The sequence below is a fragment of the Kitasatospora sp. NPDC088783 genome, from assembly GCF_044750705.1.
GTDB lineage: Bacteria > Actinomycetota > Actinomycetes > Streptomycetales > Streptomycetaceae > Kitasatospora > Kitasatospora fiedleri.
This window is the reverse complement of sequence record NZ_JBIVKJ010000006.1, coordinates 152,885-172,136: the sequence shown is the minus strand read 5'-3', so window position 1 is coordinate 172,136 and position 19,252 is coordinate 152,885. Positions and strand designations below refer to the sequence as shown.

Annotated in this window: 19 protein-coding genes; 9 read left to right on the top strand and 10 right to left on the bottom strand. The window is 76.4% G+C overall.

All coding sequences use genetic code 11. From position 1 onward, the window contains the following. Positions 1-185 precede the first annotated feature (185 nt). Complete coding sequence (locus tag ACIP60_RS18930; RefSeq protein WP_400685737.1) at positions 186-1,871, top strand: GAF domain-containing protein; 1,686 nt, start codon at positions 186-188, stop codon at positions 1,869-1,871. 33 nt (positions 1,872-1,904) lie between these two features. Here the strand turns inward: ACIP60_RS18930 and ACIP60_RS18925 are convergent, their stop codons facing one another. The 3 genes from ACIP60_RS18925 to ACIP60_RS18915 form a co-directional block, all read right to left on the bottom strand. Next, entirely contained in the window at positions 1,905-3,236 is a 1,332-nt protein-coding gene (locus ACIP60_RS18925) for an RNA polymerase sigma factor (protein WP_400685735.1), read from the bottom strand. Further along, entirely contained in the window at positions 3,209-3,628 is a 420-nt protein-coding gene (locus tag ACIP60_RS18920) for a YciI family protein (RefSeq protein WP_400685733.1), read from the bottom strand. Before ACIP60_RS18920 ends, ACIP60_RS18925 begins: the two co-directional genes overlap by 28 nt. Positions 3,629-3,774: 146 nt before the next feature. Further along, positions 3,775-4,356, bottom strand: a complete 582-nt coding sequence (locus ACIP60_RS18915; RefSeq protein WP_400685730.1) for a hypothetical protein — start codon at positions 4,354-4,356, stop codon at positions 3,775-3,777. A gap of 227 nt (positions 4,357-4,583) precedes the next feature. On the opposite strand from ACIP60_RS18915, the gene ACIP60_RS18910 reads away from it, so the two are divergent. Beyond that, positions 4,584-5,369 (top strand): GNAT family N-acetyltransferase, encoded by a 786-nt coding sequence (locus ACIP60_RS18910; protein WP_400685727.1) that lies wholly within the window; start codon positions 4,584-4,586, stop codon positions 5,367-5,369. A gap of 286 nt (positions 5,370-5,655) precedes the next feature. Continuing rightward, positions 5,656-5,964, top strand: coding sequence for a hypothetical protein (locus ACIP60_RS18905; protein ID WP_400685725.1), 309 nt, complete (start codon positions 5,656-5,658; stop codon positions 5,962-5,964). Between the two features lie 23 nt (positions 5,965-5,987). Here the strand turns inward: ACIP60_RS18905 and ACIP60_RS18900 are convergent, their stop codons facing one another. Beyond that, a complete protein-coding gene (locus ACIP60_RS18900) occupies positions 5,988-6,842 on the bottom strand; it encodes a hypothetical protein (protein ID WP_400685722.1) in 855 nt (284 codons plus the stop codon). Between the two features lie 99 nt (positions 6,843-6,941). Between ACIP60_RS18900 and ACIP60_RS18895 the strand changes: the two genes are divergently transcribed. Continuing rightward, positions 6,942-7,421, top strand: coding sequence for an AAA family ATPase (locus ACIP60_RS18895; protein WP_400685719.1), 480 nt, complete (start codon positions 6,942-6,944; stop codon positions 7,419-7,421). A gap of 160 nt (positions 7,422-7,581) precedes the next feature. Here the strand turns inward: ACIP60_RS18895 and ACIP60_RS18890 are convergent, their stop codons facing one another. Beyond that, positions 7,582-8,265, bottom strand: coding sequence for a response regulator (locus ACIP60_RS18890; RefSeq protein WP_400685716.1), 684 nt, complete (start codon positions 8,263-8,265; stop codon positions 7,582-7,584). A gap of 819 nt (positions 8,266-9,084) precedes the next feature. Between ACIP60_RS18890 and ACIP60_RS18885 the strand changes: the two genes are divergently transcribed. The 5 genes from ACIP60_RS18885 to ACIP60_RS18865 all read left to right on the top strand — a co-directional run bounded on the left by ACIP60_RS18885 (position 9,085) and on the right by ACIP60_RS18865 (position 14,350). Next, positions 9,085-11,046 (top strand): amino acid transporter, encoded by a 1,962-nt coding sequence (locus ACIP60_RS18885; protein ID WP_400685713.1) that lies wholly within the window; start codon positions 9,085-9,087, stop codon positions 11,044-11,046. 285 nt (positions 11,047-11,331) lie between these two features. Next, entirely contained in the window at positions 11,332-11,544 is a 213-nt protein-coding gene (locus ACIP60_RS18880) for a hypothetical protein (protein WP_400685710.1), read from the top strand. 1 nt (position 11,545) lies between these two features. After that, complete coding sequence (locus tag ACIP60_RS18875; protein ID WP_400685707.1) at positions 11,546-12,019, top strand: E2/UBC family protein; 474 nt, start codon at positions 11,546-11,548, stop codon at positions 12,017-12,019. Then, positions 12,016-13,683: a HesA/MoeB/ThiF family protein gene (locus ACIP60_RS18870; protein ID WP_400685704.1), complete on the top strand. Its 1,668-nt coding sequence runs from the start codon at positions 12,016-12,018 to the stop codon at positions 13,681-13,683. Before ACIP60_RS18875 ends, ACIP60_RS18870 begins: the two co-directional genes overlap by 4 nt. Further along, positions 13,673-14,350, top strand: coding sequence for a DUF4189 domain-containing protein (locus ACIP60_RS18865; RefSeq protein WP_400685701.1), 678 nt, complete (start codon positions 13,673-13,675; stop codon positions 14,348-14,350). The genes ACIP60_RS18870 and ACIP60_RS18865 overlap by 11 nt, the downstream gene beginning before the upstream one ends. Positions 14,351-14,393: 43 nt before the next feature. On the opposite strand, the gene ACIP60_RS18860 is transcribed toward ACIP60_RS18865, so the two are convergent. The 5 genes from ACIP60_RS18860 to ACIP60_RS18840 form a co-directional block, all read right to left on the bottom strand. Further along, entirely contained in the window at positions 14,394-15,179 is a 786-nt protein-coding gene (locus tag ACIP60_RS18860) for a DUF4232 domain-containing protein (protein WP_400685698.1), read from the bottom strand. Positions 15,180-15,619: 440 nt separating this feature from the next. Continuing rightward, positions 15,620-16,831, bottom strand: a complete 1,212-nt coding sequence (locus ACIP60_RS18855) for a DUF5685 family protein (RefSeq protein WP_400685695.1) — start codon at positions 16,829-16,831, stop codon at positions 15,620-15,622. 114 nt (positions 16,832-16,945) lie between these two features. Then, positions 16,946-17,404, bottom strand: a complete 459-nt coding sequence (locus ACIP60_RS18850) for a GNAT family N-acetyltransferase (protein WP_400685692.1) — start codon at positions 17,402-17,404, stop codon at positions 16,946-16,948. A gap of 113 nt (positions 17,405-17,517) precedes the next feature. Then, positions 17,518-17,898 (bottom strand): DUF6188 family protein, encoded by a 381-nt coding sequence (locus tag ACIP60_RS18845; protein ID WP_100834969.1) that lies wholly within the window; start codon positions 17,896-17,898, stop codon positions 17,518-17,520. A gap of 167 nt (positions 17,899-18,065) precedes the next feature. Beyond that, entirely contained in the window at positions 18,066-19,157 is a 1,092-nt protein-coding gene (locus ACIP60_RS18840; protein ID WP_400685688.1) for an NUDIX hydrolase, read from the bottom strand. Between the last annotated feature and the right edge of the window lie 95 nt (positions 19,158-19,252).

Sequence of the window (19,252 nt, the reverse complement as noted above, 5' to 3'; positions counted from 1 at the left end):
TCCCGCCGAAACCGTTGCCCGGCCCGCCCGTTCCCGTCGTGACCTGCCGGTTCCCGGCGCGCGGAGCGCCTACCGCATCCGCACCCCGTCGGTCCACCCGCCCCCGGGCGTCTGCGAGAATCGGTGCGCGGCGGAGCCACGGACGAGGGAGGAACGCGGTGCGCGAGGAGGGACCGCGGTCGCGGATGCCGCAGCTGAGGCTGGACGAGCTGCTGGCCGAGCTGCAGGCCCGGATCGACGTGGCCCGGGGCACCCGGGACCGGGTGCACAGCCTGCTGGAGGCCGTCCTGTCGGTCGGCCGGGAGCTGGAACTCACCCAGGTGCTGCGCCGGATCGTGGAGGCGGCGGCCGTCCTCGCCGACGCCAAGTACGCGGCGCTCGGCATCATCGGCCCCGACGGCGACACCCTCTCGCAGTTCCTGACCGTCGGCCTGGACGAGGAGGAGATCGCCCGGATCGGCCCCTACCCGACCGGCAAGGGCCTGCTCGGCGAGCTGATCCGGCACCCGCAGCCGCTGCGGCTGGAGAACCTCACGGAGCACCCGGCGTCCACCGGCTGCCCCGCCCACCACCCCGAGATGCGGACCTTCCTGGGCCTGCCGGTGCGGGTGCGCGACGAGGTGTTCGGCAACATCTACCTGACTGACAAGCGTGGCGCGGCCGGGTTCGACGACGACGACGAGTCGGTGATCGCCACCCTCGCGGTCGCCGCGGGCGTGGCCATCGACAACGCCCGCCTGTACGAGGAGGCGCAGCGCCGGCAGCGCTGGCTGACCGCTACCGCCGAGATCAACCGCCGTCTGCTGTCCGGGAGTTCGCGCACCCAGGTGGTGGAGCTGATCGCCCAGCGGGCCTGCGACATCTCCGGCGCGAAACTGGCCGAGGTGTTGACCGCGCTGCCCGACGACAGCGGCCTGCGGGTCGAACTGGCCCTCGGCGGGGACGTCAACGGGCGGGTCGGGGTGGCGGTGGCGCTGGACGGCACGATCTCCGGCGCGGCCTGCGCGACCGGCTTCCCGGTCACCTCGCCCGACCTGGCGCAGGACCCGCGCTACCCCGGCTGCGTGCCGCGCTTCGAGGGCATGGGCCCGGCCGTCGCGGTGCCGCTGGGGCGGGCCGAGGGCCACACCGAGGGGGTGCTGCTGCTGGTGCGCGGCAGTGGCGAGCCGGAGTTCACCGAGCGCGAGACCGACCCGCTGCTGGGCTTCGCCGACCAGGCCGCGCTCGCCCTGGAACTTGCCGAACGGCGCCGCGACGCCGAGCAGTTGGCCGTCCTGGAGGACCGCGACCGGATCGCCCGCGACCTGCACGACCTGGCCATCCAGCGGCTGTTCGCCACCGGCATGACGCTGCAGAGCGCGTCCCGGTTCATCGACCACCCCGGCGCGGCCGACCGGGTCCTGCGGGCGGTCGGCGACCTGGACGAGACCATCAAGATCATCCGTTCGACGATCTTCGGGCTGCGGGTGCGCGAGGCCGGCGCCGGGCAGGGCCTGCGGGCCCGGGCCGTGCACGTGGTCGAGGAGGCGCAGGCCGTCCTCGGCTTCGCGCCCCGGCTGAGCATGGAGGGCCTGCTCGACACCGACGTGCCGCCCGCCGTCGCCGACCACCTGGTCGCCGTCCTCGGCGAGGCGCTCAGCAACGCCGCCCGGCACTCCCGGGCCGGCCGGGTCGAGGTCACTCTCCAGGCGGCCGGCGGCCAGGTCGCGCTGACCGTCCAGGACGACGGCGTCGGCATCCCCGCCCAGGGCCGCCGCAGCGGCCTGCGCAACCTGGAGGAGCGCGCCCGCACCCTCGGCGGCTCCCTCGCCGTCACCGCCCCGCCCGCCGGTGGAACCGTCCTCAACTGGACCGTCCCACTGGGCCACTGACGACCCGTCAGGTCTCGGGCACCGGGCCCGCCGTCAGCCCAGCGCCGCCGCCTTGCGCAGCAGGACGGCCCGTTCGCGGGCGTTGCCGCAGCGCCGGGCGGCGAGTTCGAGTTCGGCGCGGGCCTCGGCGGTGCGGCCCAGGCGGGAGAGCAGTTCGCCGCGCACGCTCGGCAGCAGGTGGGAGCCGGGCAGCCGGCCGGTGGCGAGCAGGTCGTCGACGAGGGCCAGCGCCTCGGCCGGGCCGCTCGCCATCGCGACCGCGACCGCCCGGTTCAGCTCGACCACCGGCGACGGGGCGATCCGGCCGAGTGCCTCGTAGAGCAGCACGATCCGCTCCCAGTCGGTCTCCGCCACCGAGGGCGCCACCGCGTGGCAGGCGGCGATCGACGCCTGCAACCCGTACGGCCCCAGGCCGCGCCCGGTCGACGCGGCCCGGCCGAGCGCCGCCACCCCGCGCCGGATCGCGGAGCGGTCCCAGCGCCCGCGGTCCTGGTCCTCCAGCAGCACCGCCTCCCCGTCCGGCCCGGTGCGGGCCGGGAAGCGCGCCGCCGTCAGCTCGAACAGCGCCAGCAGGCCGTACGGTTCGCCCTCGTCCGGCAGCAGGGCGGCCAGCGTCCGGGCCAGCCGGAGCGCCTCGTATGCGAGGTCCGGGCGGAGCAGGTCCGCGCCCGCCGTCGCGGTCGACCCCTCCGTGAACACCACGTACAGCACGCTCAGCACCGCGCCCAGCCGGGCCCGCCGCTCCTCGGCGGGCGGCAGCTCGAACGGGACGCGGGCCGCGGCGATCGTCTTCTTCGCCCGGGTGATCCGGGCCTGCACGGTGGGCACCGGCACCAGGAACGCCCGGGCGATCTCCTCGCTGGACAGGCCGCTCACCACGCGCAGCGTCAGCGCCACCCGGGCCTCGGGCGAGAGCACCGGGTGGCAGGCGGTGAACACCAGCGCCAGCACGTCGTCGTCGATCCGGTCCGGGTCCCACGGCAGGTCGTCCGGCCGCCCGCCGCCGGGCGCCGCGCCCGCGTGCGCCTCGCCCTCGCCGAGCGGGCCCGCCAGCAGCGCGTACCGCTCGTCCAGCGCCGAGCGGCGGCGGAAGGCGTCCACCGCCCGCCGCCGGGCGGTGGTCAGCAGCCAGCCCACCGGTTCGGCGGGCGCGCCGTCGCGCGACCAGCGGACCAGCGCCTCCGCCAGCGCCTCCTGCGCGACGTCCTCGGCCAGCGCGAAGTCCCCGGTCCAGCGCGCCAGCGCGCCGACCACCCGGGCGGACTCGATCCGCCAGACCGCCGCGACGGCCCGCCGCGCCGCCTCGGTGACCGGCGGGCCGTCGTCGGTGAGCGGCATCAGAGCTGACCGGTCCGCTCGCGCCACGCCCGCTCCTTGACGATCCACTCGTTGTCCTGCGGGAACTCCTCGATGCCCGGCACCCGCCGCACCTCGCACTTCGACCCCGGCATCGCCGGCAGCCGCTTCGCCCACTCCACGGCCTCCTCCTTCGAGGCGACGTCGATCAGGTAGAACCCGCCGAACAGCTCCTTCGTCTCCCCGTACGGCCCGTCCGTGACCACCGGCACCTCGCCGTCGAAGTCGACCACCGCGCCCTGCGACGCATCGTCCAGGCCCTCGGCGGCGACCAGCACGCCCGCCCGGATCAGCTCCTCGTTGAAGCGCCCCACCGTTTCGAGCATCTCCTCGAAGGGCGTCTCCATCATCTTCGCGAGCGTCTCGTCCGTCGCCCGCATGATCAGCATGTACTTCGCCATCGCCGCTCTCCTCGTTCTCGGGGCCGTGTCCCGACCCTCTCTACCCCAAGGTCGAACGGCGCGGGCGCGGATCGACACGGGAACCGAAAAAGTTCGTCCTTCTCCCCGCACCGCCGTCCGACGGCCTCCGGCAGCCGCCGCCCGGGTCAGCGCGCGGTGGTGTGCGGGGTGCCCGGACGGCCGCTGACGGGAGCCACCCCGGCCTCCGAGCTCACCACGATCCGGTCCGGGCCGTACCACTTCGCGCCCTGGTGGGAGCCGGGCCCGTTGCCCTCGCCCCACGTGCCCAGGACCCGGTGGCGGGCGGACCAGCCGCCGCCGACCACCAACTCCGGCTGGTGGACCGGATCGATGGAGAAGGCGACGTCGGTCACGGTCAGTACCCGGTCCGGGTGGTCGGGGTGCACCGACCGGACCACGGACGGCTCGTCGCCGGCCGCCATCGCGGACAGCAGCACGAACGGCGCCCCGGCGGCGATCGTCCCCACCAGGACGGCGGCGAAGCCGATCTGCGAGAACGCGCTGCGGAACTCGCACTCGACCACCACCGAGACCGCGCCCAGCACGATCGCCGCCCCGACCAGCAGCACCGGACGGTCGAGCGACTGCTCGACCTTCACCAGCCCGCCCGAGCGGGCGGCGTGCCGACCCGGCAGGTGGACCAGCACGGCCAGCAGCGCCACCCCCTTGAGCCACCAGGCGATCCGCCGGCGACGCCAGGCCGGCATCCGTCCGCGCACCCGTCCGTGCACCCGTCCGTCCGCCCGCCCCCGCACCCGTTCCCCTCCCCGATGATCGGCTGGGCGGACTGTACTACGCGCACCTGCCGGGCGTACGTCGGCCGTTCACCGGGCGGGAACGGGCGGGACGGGCGCGGGACGAAGACCGTCATGGTTCTGCAACAGCCTGCCGGAGCCCCTCCGGGCCCGGCGACCGGGGCGTCTAGGTTGGGCGGATGAGCCTTTCGACCGAAGCGGTCGCCGCGGCGGGGGCGGCCTGGGTGTGGATGCCGGACGACGCCGAGGTCGTCGAGGACGCCGGGTACACGATCCTGCGGCTGCCCGACTACTACGGGTTCGACCTGTCGGTGGTCTCCTTCACCCCCGCCGGACCGCTGGCCCCGGCCGTGGACGCCGTGCTGGCACGGGCCCGGACGCTCGGCCCGCCGGTGCTCGACTGGCAGGTGCTGATCGGCGACCCGCCCGGCCTGCGCGACGAACTGGCCGCGCGCGGCGGGCGGGTGAAGCTCGGCCTGGAGATCCTGGCCGCGGACCTGGCCGACGGCGCACCGGCGCTCCGGCCGCCGACCGTACCGGTGGAACTGCGCTGGGCCACCGACTTCGTGACGGTACGGGACGGAGCCGCCGTCGAGGTCACCGGCTTCGGCGGCGAACTCCCGCCCGCCACCCGGCTGGAGCGCACCGCGGCCCGGAACGCCAAGGCCACCCCGGCGGGCCGGGGCGGCACGCTCGTCGCCTACCTGGACGGCGAGCCGGTCGGAACGGGCGGCGTGGCGGTCGTGGACGGCGTCGCCCGGCTGACCGGCGGCGTGGTCGTCCCGGCCCGGCGGGGCCGCGGGGTGTACCGGGCGGTGCTGGCCGCCCGGCTCGACTACGCGGCGGCGAACGGCGCGACGATGGCCCTGGTCAAGAGCAACCCGGCCGCCTCCGGGCCGATCCTGCGGAGGACCGGTTTCACCGCCTTCGGCCAGGAACCCGTCTACGCCCTCCCGTTGGGCTGACGACGGAGCGGGAGGAACGTGGTGGAGCGACGGAGACTGATCGGGACCGGGGCGGCCGCGGCGGTCCTGCCCGCCTGGTGGGTGCTGCGCCGGGCGGTGGGAGGCGGTGGCCGGCGGCAGCGGTGACGGCGCGAACGGCGGTGGCGGCAGTGGTGGCGATGGCGGCGGGTGGCACACCGACCACGCGGCGCTGGAACGGGTGTTCCCGGCGCTCGGCCCGCTCACCGACGCCAGGTGAACGAGCAGCCGGGACCACGACGACCGCGGCCTGCCCTCGCCGGACCTGGTGATCGTCGGCCTGGCCCGGCTCGCCCCCGGCCGGCTCGGCGAACTGACGGCGGCCCACCCCTTCGTCCCCGGCGGCCCGGCCGAGGCGGACGTCTCCGCCACCTCCTGGTTCACCGCACCGCTCAAGGGCCAGGGGCCCGAGGACCCCGAGTGGAACCGCTCGGACGACCTCGACCGCAGCGGCAACGGCCACCGGGCCGCCCTGTGGTTCGACCGGCGCAGCGACACCGTCCGCTTCCACGCGCTCGACCCGGGCGCGGACCAGGGCACTCCGGCCGCCGGAGGGCCCGCGCCCGCCGCCGGGTGAGCAGGGAACGGCTCGTACGGGTGTCAGGCCGGGATGTTGCCGATGACGGCCCTGGTCAGCGGGGCGAGCCGCTCCGACAGCCGGCCGAAGTCCGCGGTGCGGCCGTCGGACCACTGGGCCATGCCGACCAGCATGCCGCGCCCGTAGGCCGAGAAGTCCTGCACCAGCCCGCTGTCGGCCGGGAGCGCGCGCAGACCCGAGCCCTCGGGCGGGAGTTGGACCGCGACCTGGTAGTTCTCGGCGTCGGTGCCCAGCAGCATCAGCAGGTGCGGGATGTCGGCCGGGTCCTTCATGGTGAACAGCGCCAGGTCGTACTGGTTGCCGTCGGCGTCCCGGTACAGCGCCAGGTCGACGCCGAGGCAGCCGTGGCTCTGCGTGATCAGCCCGGCCAGGGTGGGGGCCACGGTGTCCGGCCCGGTGCAGTCCGGGTTCGCCACGTCCGCGACCAGGCTGTACCCCTGCACCTGCTTCGGGAAGACCGACAGCGGGATCGCCGCACCGGGCCCGCCGGACGAACCGGCCGGAGCGGCGGTCGTGGCGGCAGGCGAACCGGCCGGAGCGGCGGTCGCGGCGGCGGACGCAGCGGCGGGAGCGGAGGTGGCGGACGGCGCGGGTGCGGCGGCGGGCTCCGGGTGCAGCGGGCCGAGTGCGTACGCCCACGCCCCCGCCGCGGCCAGCAGGGCGGCGGCCGAGAGGAGCAGCAGGCGGTGCCGCGAGCGGCGCCGGGGAGGCCATTGCTGCCGGGCCGCCTGCCGGGCCGCCTGCTGGGCCGCCTGCCGGGCCCGTTCGGCGGCGCTCGGCTCTCGTACCGCGTTGTCCTTCTCGAACTCCCTGACGAATTCATCCCACAGATCGTCACCGGATCCACGCATAGTCACAGCCCCAGGACCATAGTGATCTTTGCTCCGCTTGGAAAGCGCGGTGTACGTCCCGTCCGGCGGGGAGTCGGACGGACCCGGAGGAAGGGGGACGGCCGGGTGCTGGTGGCGGTGGCGGGGCTGCCCGGGGCGGGCAAGAGCGCGGTGGCCGAGGCGCTGGGCCGGAAGTCGGCCGCGCCGGTGGTGTCGGTGGACCCGATCGAGGCGGCGATGCGGCGGGCCGGGACCGGGCCCGAACAGCCCACCGGCCTGGCCGCGTACGCGGTGGCCGAGGCGGTGGCCGAGGCGGTGGCGGACGGGGTGCCGGCGCCGGGGCAGCACGTGATCGTCGACGCGGCCAACGCCGTCGAGGCGGCGCGCGGGCAGTGGCGGGCGCCGGCGTCCCGGCACGGCGGGTCGGCGCTGTTCCCGGAGGCGGCGTGCCCGGACCCGGAACTGCACCGCCGCCGCCTGGCGGGCCGCAGCCGGGGCATCGCGGACTTCCCCGAGCCGACCCGGGCTCCGGTGCAGTGGCTCCGGGCGGAGTTCGAACCCCGGCCCGCGCGAACCCCGGCCCGCGCGAACCCCGGCCCGCGCTGACCCCGGCCCGCGCGGGCCGCGGACCGGTCGGGCCGCCCGGAACGGCTGGTGCTGGGCAGCACGGACGCGGCGGAGCCCAACGTCTCGGCGGCGCCGGCCTTCCTGGGCGCGGTCCACTGACCGACCGGTCACCCCCCGGGCGCCGCGGCGGCCCTGGAGCTCAGAAACCCCGCTCGCCGCTGCCGCCCGGCTGCGCGGCCAGGGTCTGGGTGGCGATCACCGCGGCCTGGACGCGGCGCTCCACGCCGAGCTTGGCCAGCAGCCGGGAGATGTGGTTCTTCACGGTCTTCTCGGCGAGGAACACCCGCTCGCCGATCTGGCGGTTGGTCAGCCCCTCGCCGATCAGCGCCAGGATCTCCCGCTCCCGGTCGGTCAGGTGCGGGAACTCCGGCGCGGGCGCCGGGGTGTCGCCGCGCAGCCGGGCCATCAGCCGGGTCGCCGCGCCCGAGTCCAGCATCGACCGGCCCGAGGCGACCGTGCGGATCGCGGTGACCAGGTCGGTGCCGCTGATCTGCTTGAGCACGTAGCCCGCCGCGCCCGCCATGATCGAGTCGAGCAGCGCCTCCTCGTCGTCGAACGAGGTGAGCATCAGGCAGGCGAGTTGCGGCATCCGTGAACGCAACTCCCGGCAGACCGTCACCCCGTCGCCGTCCGGCAGCCGCATGTCGAGCACCGCGACGTCCGGGCGCAGCGCCGGCACCCGGGCCAGCGCCTGCTCGACCGTCCCGGCCTCGCCGACGACCTGGAGGTCCGGCTCCGAGTCCAGCAGGTCGTGCACCCCGCGGCGGACCACCTCGTGGTCGTCCAGCAGGAACACCCTGATCGGCGCCGAACCCTCGGACATGGCAGCACTCCTCCTGGCAGACCCCTGCACCCCGCGTACACCCCGCAGTCTGCCAAACCCGCCCCGCCCGCCGACAGGGCCACCCGCCCCCGACCGCCGCCCGTGCCGGGACCCGACCGGCTTCCGGCACGGTCCTGACCGGCCCTTGACAGCTTCCGCCCGGACGTGCTCGAACCGCCCGCCGCGCACAGCACCCTTCACCTCGCCGCGCCCACCGCCCACGTCACCCGCCCACCGCCCACGTCACGCGTCGCCCGCCACGCGTCACCGCTCGGCACGCCAGGGCGGCCGCCCGCCGCCCGGCCCGGCCCACCCCGCGGCGGAGCGGATCGCGCCGCGCGCCCCCGCCCCGCCGGTGGTGCGGCTGCTGACGGCGGTCGAACCGGCGGCGGGTCAGCGGGCGCACGGACGGGCGGTGCGGACGGGGCGCGCGAGGGTTCCTCTCCTCGGCGGCGCGACCGCCCCCCGTGGGCGGCCGCGACCTTGGCAGCGTGTCGAAACGCTTCGGCGCGCGGCCAGGGGCAGGAGGTCCCGCGCACCGGGCCGATGGTCCCGGACCGGACGGACCGGACGGACCGGCCTGGACCCCCGCGCCCGGGCGAACCTTCCACCGGCCCCGCCCCGACGGCCCGACGGCCCGGCGGCGTCCCGGGACCGCACTCCGCTCGGGCGCCGCCCGCTCGGGCCAAAGAAGCGCGGGCCACGCCCCGGCCTGCCCCGGACGGCGGTGGACGTGACCTACATTGACCTGGGAGTCCGCCCGGCGGGCCGGAGCACCCGGCGGTCCCGGGCGGCCCCCTCCCGGACAGGAGCAGCACAGTGGTCGACACCGCCCCCGCGGACGGACGGACGGCGCGGCAGCGGTTGCGCGCCTGGCTGCTCGACGGCCTCTCCGACATGGCCAAGCAGTACCCCGGCCCGCACGCCGAGGCCCCCGACCAGCAGCACGGCCGGCGCTGGTGGAAGGTGATGTGCCTGACCGGCCTGGACTACTTCTCCACCCTCGGCTACCAGCCCGGCATCGCCGCGCTCGCGGCCGGCCTGCTCTCCCCGGTCGCCACCCTGGTGCTGGTGCTGGTCACCCTGTGCGGCGCGCTGCCGGTCTACCGCCGGGTCGCGCAGGAGAGCCCGCACGGCCAGGGCTCGATCGCCATGCTGGAACGGCTGCTGTCGTTCTGGAAGGGCAAGCTCTTCGTCCTCGCGCTGCTCGGCTTCGCCGCCACCGACTTCGTGATCACCATCACCCTGTCCGCCGCCGACGCCACCGCCCACCTGGTCGAGAACCCGCACCTGCGCGGCGCGCTGGGCGGCCACCAGGTGCTGATCACCCTGCTGCTGGTCGCGCTGCTCGGCGGCGTCTTCCTGAAGGGCTTCAGCGAGGCCATCGGCATCGCGGTCGTCCTGGTCGCCGTCTACCTGGCGCTGAACGTGGTGGTGGTCGCCGTCGGCCTGTGGCACGTGGCCACCGACCCGTCCGTGGTCACCGACTGGACGCACGCCCTCGGCCTGGAGCACGGCAACCCGCTCGCGATGATCGGCGTCGCCCTGGTGGTCTTCCCCAAGCTCGCCCTCGGCCTGTCCGGCTTCGAGACCGGCGTCGCCGTCATGCCGCACATCGAGGGCGACCCGGACGACACCGAGGAGCGCCCCACCGGACGCGTCCGCGGCGCCCGCAAGCTGCTCACCACCGCCGCCGTCATCATGAGCTGCTTCCTGATCACCACCAGCCTCATCACCACCCTGCTCATCCCCGCCGACGACTTCGAGCCCGGCGGCCCCGCCAACGGCCGTGCCCTCGCCTACCTCGCCCACCACTACCTCGGCGGCGCGTTCGGCTCCGTCTACGACCTCTCCACCATCGCCATCCTGTGGTTCGCCGGCGCCTCCGCGATGGCCGGCCTGCTCAACCTGCTGCCCCGCTACCTGCCCCGCTACGGCATGGCCCCGCACTGGGCCCGCGCGGTGCGCCCGATGGTGCTGGTGCTCACCGCGACCGCCTTCCTGATCACCTGGCTGTTCGACGCCAACGTCGACAAGCAGGGCGGCGCGTACGCCACCGGCGTCCTGGTGCTGATCACCTCCGCCGCGATCGCCGTCACCATCGCCGCCCACGCCGCCCGCCAGCGCGGCTGGACCGTCGGCTTCGCGGTCATCGCCGGGGTCTTCCTCTACACCACCGGCATCAACATCGCCGAACGCCCGGACGGCGTGAAGATCGGTGCCTGCTTCATCGCCGCGATCGTGCTGGTCTCGCTCGCCTCCCGGCTCGCCCGGTCCTTCGAACTCCGGGTCACCGACGTCCGGTTGGACCAGGTCGCGGAACGCTTCGTGCGCGACACCGCGCACCGCACGATCCGCTTCATCGCCAACGAGCCGGCCGGCCGCGACCTCGCCGAGTACCGCGACAAGGTGCACCAGATCCGCGCCGACAACGACATCCCGGCCGAGGACGACCTGGTCTTCGTCGAGGTCACCGTCCGCGACGCGTCCGACTTCGAGGCCGAACTGCACGTCCGCGGCGAGGTCCTGCACGGCCGCTACCGGGTCCTCACCCTCGAACACTCCAGCGTCCCCAACGCGCTCGCCGCGACCCTGCTGCACGTGCGCGACACCACCGGCCAACTCCCGCACATCTACTTCGAATGGACCGAGGGCAGCCCCTTCGCCCAGTTCCTGCGCTTCTTCCTCTTCGGCCAGGGCGAGGTCGCCCCCGTCACCCGCGAAGTGCTCCGCGAGGCCGAACCCGACCGCTCCCGCCGCCCCCGCGTCCACGTGGGCTGAGGCCCGGCACCGTCCCCCGCCCGGCCCGGGTGGGGGGTGGTCCGGGCGATTCCCGGTCGTGGTCCGGTTGCCGGTCCGCGAACCGGCCCGGGGGAGCGGGCCGCGGCGCATGATGGGGGAACCGTCGGCGGTGCCCGAACTGACGGGGAGCCGGCGCGCGAGCCGGCCGGTCAACGGCCCCTGCGGCAAGGCGGGTTCACCGGAACCGGAGGAGCGGGCGGAGCCCGCCCCCGGCCGGACCGACCGTCCCGGCCGCCCGGACGAACCACGCAGGAGGAGCAGGACATGGGACGCTACGTGATCAACGGCGAGGTGGTCGACGTGCGCGCCGACGACCCGACCGCGGAGCAGCTCAAGCGGGCGGCCGGCATCGCGACCGACGACTGGGTGATGGCGGCCATGCCGAACGGCAGGATCGAGCGGGTGGCGGACGCCGACCGGCTGCCGAACGGCGTGACCGACGTGACGATCGTCCCGCGCTACGAGTACGGGTCCTGAGGTGGCCGCCGACCTGAGCGCCACCGGGCGCCGCCGGAGCCGCCTACAGGCCGAGGTGCAGCTCCTCGCCCAGCGCTACCGAGCGGTCAACTACGACCGCCAGGAGGCCAGTTGGGTGCACATCGGAAAGTTCCCGGTACCCGGCGGCTGGAGCCGGCGCGAGGTCGAGATCCTGATCGACGTCCCGCACGGGAACCCCGGCTACCCCTCGGTCGCCCCGCAGTGGTTCTGGACCGACCGCGACCTGCGGACCTCCGACGGCCGCTCGATCCAGCACTTCTTCACCGCGGGCGGCTTCACCGCGGCCGACCAGGAGTACCTCGACAAGGGGTGGGGCCACTTCTGCATCCACGTCAGGTCCTGGCACCCGGCCGGCGGCCTGCGCCTGCGCGAGGGGCACAACCTGCTCTCGTACCTGGACCTGATCGCGGCGGTGTTCCGCGACCGCGAGCGACTCGCCGGAGGGCGGCCGTGAACGACCTGGACATCGTCTTCCCCGGCCCGCAGTGGGACCTGTTCCGCCGGCACCTGCTCGGCCCCCACCCCGGCCCCGGCGGCAGCGACGCGGACGAGCAGCTCGCCTTCGCCCTGGCCGCCCCCGCCCCCGCACCCGGCCCCGGGTCCGGGTCCGGGCCCAACGGCGTCCGGCTGACCGTCCGCGAGCTGCTGCTCGCCGGGCCGGCCGACCTGGAGCGCCGGACGCCGGTGGCGGTCGCCCCCACCGCCGAGTTCGTCGCGGCCGCGCTCTCCCGCTGCCGGGAGGAGGGCTGGAGCCTGATCGAGGCGCACTCGCACCCGTTCAGCCACGGCCCGGGGACCACGTTCAGCGGCATCGACCGGGCGAACGACCGGGCGAAGATGCCCCCGGTGGCCGACCTGCTGCCCGCGAACGCCCGGCACGCCACCATGGTGCTCGGCCACGGCAGCCTCGACGCCCACCACTACGACCGGGCCACCGCGAGCATCCGCCCGGTCCGCCGCATCCTGGTGGTCGGCGCCGGGGACGGCCGCCCGCCACTGACCCGGATCACCCCGAGCGGCGCGCTCCGGCCGCAGGGCCCGCCCACCCCGGCCGAACCGCCCGGCCGCACCCGCCGACGCCCCTGGCGCAGCCGCCACGCCCACCCGGACGCCCCGGAGGCCCCCGCCGTCCCGGCCGAGGACTCCCGCCACGACCGCCAACTCCCGCTGCTCGGACCGGAGACCCAGCGACTGCTGGCCCGCACCACGGTGGCGATCGTCGGACTCGGCGGCCTGGGCTCCTTCACCGCCCTGGAGTGCGCGCACCTCGGCTTCGGCCGGCTCGTCCTGGTCGACCCGGACACGGTCGAACGCTCCAACCTCAACCGGCTGCTCGGCGCGACCGAGGCCGACGTCGGCCGCCCGAAGGTCGAGGTGTACGCCGACCTGCTGCGCGCCGTCGCCCCGGACAGCACCGTGGAGGCGGTGCACGACCAGATCCTGAGCGACCGCGCCCTGGGCCCGGTGCGCACCGCCGACCTCCTGCTGGGCTGCGTGGACAGCGACGGCGCCCGGCTGGTGCTCAACCAGCTCGCCGTCCAGTACGTCCTGCCGTACCTCGACGCGGGCAGCGGCACCCGGATCGACGCCGCGCACCGGGTCACCCACGCCGGCGGGCAGGTCCAGGCCGTCCTGCCCGGGCTGGGGTGCCTGGAGTGCCAGGGCGCCATCAACGCCCGCCGGGCCGCCTTCGACCTCGCGCCGCCGGAGGTCCGGACCCGCGAGATCGCCCACGGCTACGGCACCCGCGAACCGGCGCCCTCGGTGGTGTTCCTCAACGGCGTGGTCGCCTCGCTGCTGGTGGCCCGGGCCGTGCAACTCCTCTCCGGTGCCCTGCCCGCCCCCGGCGGGGACGCGCTGCCCGCCCTCACCCTCTACGACCTGCTCGCCCCCTCCCTCACCCCCGTCACGGCCACCGCCGCCCCCACCTGCCCCACCTGCGGGCCCGGCGGCGTCACCGCCCTCGCGGACCTCTCCCCGCTGCACGACGCGGGCCCGACGCACGCCCCCGCCCCGCCGCCTGCCCCGGCCGCCGCACCGGCTCCCGCCCCGGCTTCCGCCCCGGCCGTTCCGGATGCCCGGCCCGTCGCCGTCGGGGAGGGCCCAGGTGGCGGCTGACCCGATCCCGGTCAACGGGAGCGCGGGCGAACTCCCCCCGCACCCCCGGCGGCCCCGCCCGGACCCGCCGCGCCCGGACCCGCCCCGGCGCGGCGGCGGGGGTGGCGGCGGCGGTGCGGGCGGCGTCATCGCCCTGATCCTGCTGGCCGTCGTGGGGATCGGCGTGGCGACCGAGAACCGCGACCCGGACCGCCCCACCCCCGGCCCGACGTCCACGGCACCCGCCGCCGCCTCCCACTTCGTCCTCCCCGCCCCGCCCCTCCTCACCCACTCCTACGACCCGCCGAGCCTCCCGGACACCGAGCCCGTGGACGTCGACCCGCCCGTCGTCGATCCGCCCAGCGTCGATCCGCCCGTCGTCGATCCGCCGAGCCCGCCCCCGCCGCCGGTCCGCTACGGCGCGATCGCCGTGGACGGCAAGGGCGGCACCGGCCGGGCCTGGAACTACCCCTCCGCCGAAGCCGCCCAGCAGCGGGCGATGTCAGAGTGCCCGGGCACCGACTGCAAGGTCCTGACGGCGTTCTCCGACGGCTGCGGCGCGGTCGCCTACAACCCCACCGCCCGCCACTACTGGGGCGGCCACGGAAAGACCCGGGCCGAGGCCCAACAGGCCGCGATCGCCAACGCCGGCGGCGGAACCTGGATCGCCTGGGTCTGCACCGGCTGAGCCCGCCGCCCGTCTCCCCGCGAACAGGGCGAGCGGCGGGACGTCAGGACCCGTCCGGCTGCCAGGCGCCGACGCCGATCCGCCCCGTCGTGCCCAGGTCGAGTTCCGGCGTCACCGTCACCGGCGCGGCGTCCGGGGTGGCCCGCACCCGCACGTACGGGGCGTTCACCGGGGCCGAGGAGGCGTCGTCGGTGTTGCGCCACACCAGCGTCGCGTGCGCCTTCCCGCCCGGTGCGACGGTGAAGCGCCGGGGCGGGGCGTCCGCGCCGGCGCTCGTCGCGATCGCCGCGCCGCCCTTCAGCACCTGGACGCCGTCCAGCGGGGCGTGTGCCTCGTCGAACAGCTGGGTCTGCGGGTAGCCGTTCAGCGTGACGTCCTTCGTCCCGCAGTTCTCCAGGTGCAGCCCCACCACCCGCAGCCCCATCGCCGCGTCGCCCTGGTCCGCGTAGACCCGGATTCCGGCGGCGGGGCAGGCGCCGCCGGTCGACGGGGCCTCCGCCGTCGGCACGCTGCGCACCCGGGTGATCCGCACCTTCGGTACGGGCGCCGCGGCGCCGGACGGGCCGGGGGAGCGGGTGGACCGCGCGGCGCCCGAGAAGGTCGGGTCCGCGCCCACCGGGAGGTCCGGCGGGGCGGGACGCCCGGTCAGCGGAAAGGTGCCCCGGACGGTCGCCCCCGGCGCCACCGCCGTCCGGGTCCCCGTCGCGTTGGACGACAGCCGGGCCTCGGTGCCCGACCAGCCGAACGACACCGCGACGTCGACGGCCTCGGTGCCCGGATTGGTCACCTCGTACTCCAGGCAGTCCGCGCTGACGGCGAGGACGCGCACCGTGTCCCGGGTCCAGCCGTCCGGCCGCGCCGCCGGGGCCGCCCCGCAGGGGCCCGCGCTGCCCGTGGCGGACGGTGCCGCGGACCCCGCCGCGGTGCCCCCGCCCGCCGTGACCGACCCGCACCCGGCGGCCGCCCCGATCGCCACGACCGCGACCGCGGCCCCCACACCCACCCGAACCGTCCGCATCCAAGCCATCCGCCGAGTCGATCACGAACCTTCCGCCCGGGCTGTGGCCCGCCTCACACCTCGTGCAACAGCCCTGCAACGGTTGCCTGCCGACACCCCGTCAGACGAGCCCGCCAGGCGGCGCCAACTCGCCTACCCCGCAAGGGCGGTGGGCCGACCCGGCGTCAGAACGGCAGCGAGTGCAGCCGGACCGCCCCGCCTGCCGATCAGCCGGACGGCCCGGCGCGGTGTGGACCGCGCTCGCCCCGGGTTCAGCAGTCGCAGCCGCAGTCGCACCCGCTGCAACACCCGTCGCCCCCGCAGCAGTCGCAGCAGTCGCAGCAGTCGCAGTCGCACGCGTCGCAGCAGTCGCCGCAGTCGCAGTCGTGCCGCTGGCAGAACCCCTCGCGCCGCTCGCGGGTGAACGGGTCGTCGTGGTCGCAGCAGAGCAACTGGCAGGTGCAGGCCATCGTCAGCCAGACCGCGCAGCCCGGGATCAGCGAGCGGGGCTGCTTCGGCTTCCCGACGTCGTGGGTGTGCTCCGGTGCCGACGGGGCGCCGGGGTCGGCGCCGGGGTCGGCGTCGGGCGGGGAGGTGCGCGCGGCGGCGTTCGCGCAGGCCCGGTGGTGGGCGCGGCGTCCGAAGACGCGGTCCACGGCCTCCTCGGTCTCGTGGCCGAGCAGGCGGTGGACGAGCGCCCGGTCGGTGAACTCGACCTCCCGGAGGGCGAGTCGGATGCCGTGGACGGCGTCCCGGCACAGCCGCTCGGCCTCGGCCCCGGTGGTGCCGGAGACGGTGAGCGGGTTCCACAGCCCGCGGGCCTCGTCGTCCGCGCGGTCCTCGGCGGCGTCCAGCAGGTGCGCCAGCCGCCCGAACAGCCGGCCCGCCTCGGCGAGCGCGGTGGCGTTCCCCGGCCGGCCCGCCAGGACCGCGGTGTGCGCGAAGGCCGCCGCCGTGGCCTCCTCCGTCGGCGCGGTGGCGAGCAGCAGCGGCCCGCCGGCGGTCACCGCGGACTCGGCCGCGCCCTGGCGCCCGGCGGCGGCGAGCAGGACGCCGGTGTCGAAGCCGACGGCGGCGCCGCCGCCCGCGCTCTGCCGGTCCCAGCGCCTGGTCACCCGCCGGGCACCGGCCGCCACGGGCCGGCGGGCGAAGACGCCGTCGCCGTCCAGGACGTGGTCGCGGACCTTCACCGAGGCCAGCGCCAGCGAGACGGCCGCCGCCAGCCGCGCCCCCTCGCCGGTCGCCACGGGCGCGGTGCGCATGCCGCGCAGCGGACACGGCCCGGCCGTGCGCCGGTCCGCCGCCCGCGGCGACTGCGCCTCGACCAGGACGGAGACGACCAGGCCGTCGTAGTTGGTCGCCGTCCGCGCCAACTGCCCGTGGCCGTCGCGCAGGGCCAGGCACAGCCCGCACAGGTGCGCCGTCCACGACGCGTGCAGGCGCTCCGACAACCGGTGCCTGCACGGCCTGATGATTCCGAACACGTCCCGCCCCCTTCTCCCCGCCCACCCGCGCCGGTCAGCCGCGCTGGTCAGCCGTGTCGACCGGCCGCCATCCTAGTGACGCGAGGTCCGCCGCCGGGGTTCCCCCTCCCCGGCTCAGCGGTGGCCGGACGACACGTCCAGCGAGAAGTGGAACGCCACCACCGACATCCGCCGCGCGTGGTAGAAGCGGTGCGCGCCCTGGTTGACCACCCCGGAGTCCAGCTCCACCCGCGCGCAGCCCGCCAGGGCCGCCCGCCGCGCCAACTCGGCCAGCAGCCAGGACCCGACGCCGCCCGAGCGCAGCGCCGGATCGGTCACCAGGTCGTCGACGAACAGCACCCGCCCCCGGCTGGTCGCCAACGTCCGGTGCGTCGCCACGCCCACGCAACGGCCGCGTCCGGTCGGCGAGTTGTCGTACGCGGCGGTGAACACCAGCCCCTGGCCCGCCGCTTCGGCCGCGAACGCGGCGAAACCGGGGCCGCTCAGGGCGGGCCGCAGCGCTCTGATCAGCGGCTCAACATCCCTGGTCAGCACCGCACTTGGGACGTCCACATCCTGTGCCAGCAGTTCCATCCGCCCATTGTTGCCCGCCTCGAACGGCCGTCGCACCCGGGTATCGGGCCCCACCCCGGGCACGCCGCCCGCGACGCACCGTCAGTGCGGGCGTCACAGGGCGGACGCGGACCTCACGGGCCGAACGAGCCGTCCGGGCCGCCGGTGCACAGCAGCCCGGCGGGGGAGGAGAGCTGCCAGGGGTGGACCGGCCCGCCGGGGGCCGGGTCGGGGGCGACGGCGAGGACCTGGCCGGTGTCGAAGGCGAGCTCCAGGCCCCCGGCCGGGGTGACGGTCGTCGCGGTGATGACGGCGTCCGCGAGCCGCCCGAGCGCGCCGGAGGTGGTCAGGCCCAGAGCGGGGTAGAAGTGCTCGACCTCCGCGCCGTGCCGCAGCCGGAAGTCGTTCTCGACCGTCAGCAGCAGCTCGCCGTCCAGGCGCAGCAGCAGCCGACTGCCGCCGCCGAGCGCCCGCACCGCACGGCCGTCCAGCTCGGACCCGAGCGACTTCCCCACCCCGCACCTCCCGGTCTTCCCGATCTCCGTGATCTCCGCGATCCGCCCGCCGCACCGGCGGACACCGCCCCGACCTGCCTATTCATACCCGGCCGGGCCCCCGGTACCCGCCGCGAACCGCCGACCGCCGCCCCGGCAGCGTCACCCAGGGGCCGTGCGGGGGCCGCTCAGGGGCCGATCACCGGGGGCGCGCCGTCGACGAGTTCGACCGGCCCGGCCGTCGGCGGCAGGGCGCGCACCGCCAGGCAGGCCGCCAGCCGCCGGGCCTGCGGCGGGCTCAGCACCGCCGCGGCCTCCCGCGGGGTGAACAGCCGCCACTCGGCGATCTCCTCCTCCTGGACCCGGACCGCCGCCAGCATCCCGGGGCCCGCCGTCCCGCCGTCGTACACCAGCGACAGGTGCGGCGGCTCCGGCGCCCGCCCCGCCCCCGACGTCCGGCCGCCCACCCAGTCGACGGCCAGCAGGCGGCCCGGTTCGTGCCGCCAGCCCAGCTCCTCCAGGGTCTCGCGGCGGGCCGCCGCCCGGGGCAGCTCCCGGTCCGCCTCGATCGACCCGCCGGGCAGCACCCACGGCGACTGGCCCCGCCACGGCGCCAGGCGCACCAGCAGCACCCGCCCGTCCGGGTCGGTGAACAGCGTCCGGGCCTTGGCCCGGATCCGCGGGCGGGTCGCGTAGTAGGTCGCCTTGTCCAGCGGCGGCGGCGGTGCGTCCCGCCCGCTGCCGGGGGGCAGCAGCCCCTCCAGGGCGGTCGCGCCGAGGTACGCGGGGGCCGGGCGCGGCGGCAGGTGCAGTGCGGAGTGGCCGACCGGCAGACCGTCGGCGAGTTCCAGCGGGGCGGCGGCGCGCGGGGCCAGCACGCACGCCCCCATCCGGCGCGACAGCAGCGGGGGCACGGCGGAGAGCAGCAGCTCGGACGGCAGGTGGACCATCGCGTCCAGCTCGGCCCGCTCCAGCCGGACGGCCGCCAGCTGCTCCGGGGTCAGCGGGTCGGCCCAGTACAGGAACGCGGCGATCGGCGGCCGGTCGTGGTCCCGCGACCAGTCCAGGCAGGCGAGTTCGCGCAGCACGGGCGTGACGCCCAGCTCCTCGCGGATCTCCCGGACGGCGGTGTGCCGGGGCGAGGGGTCGGCCGGCTCCCAGCCGCCGCCGGGCACCGCGACGGGGTGCTTGGCCCGGTACGCGTTCCGCACCACCAGCAGCCGCCCCCGCTCGTCGGGGAACAGCACCCCCGCCGCCGCCATGATCTCCCGCCCGCTCACCGCAACCCCCTCGCTCGCCTCCGGCCGTCCCCGCCCAGCATGCCCCGGACCGCCCCCGCCGCGCCGCGACGCCGACGAGCCCGTGACGGACCGAC

Coding starts and splice junctions, on each gene's coding strand:
- ACIP60_RS18930 (WP_400685737.1), top strand. CDS start 186: ATGCCGCAGCTGAGGCTGGACGAGCTGCTGGCCGAGCTGCAGGCCCGG.
- ACIP60_RS18920 (WP_400685733.1), bottom strand. CDS start 3,628: ATGGCGAAGTACATGCTGATCATGCGGGCGACGGACGAGACGCTCGCG.
- ACIP60_RS18915 (WP_400685730.1), bottom strand. CDS start 4,356: ATGCCGGCCTGGCGTCGCCGGCGGATCGCCTGGTGGCTCAAGGGGGTG.
- ACIP60_RS18880 (WP_400685710.1), top strand. CDS start 11,332: ATGGGACGCTACGTGATCAACGGCGAGGTGGTCGACGTGCGCGCCGAC.
- ACIP60_RS18850 (WP_400685692.1), bottom strand. CDS start 17,404: ATGGAACTGCTGGCACAGGATGTGGACGTCCCAAGTGCGGTGCTGACC.
- ACIP60_RS18910 (WP_400685727.1), top strand. CDS start 4,584: ATGAGCCTTTCGACCGAAGCGGTCGCCGCGGCGGGGGCGGCCTGGGTG.
- ACIP60_RS18890 (WP_400685716.1), bottom strand. CDS start 8,265: ATGTCCGAGGGTTCGGCGCCGATCAGGGTGTTCCTGCTGGACGACCAC.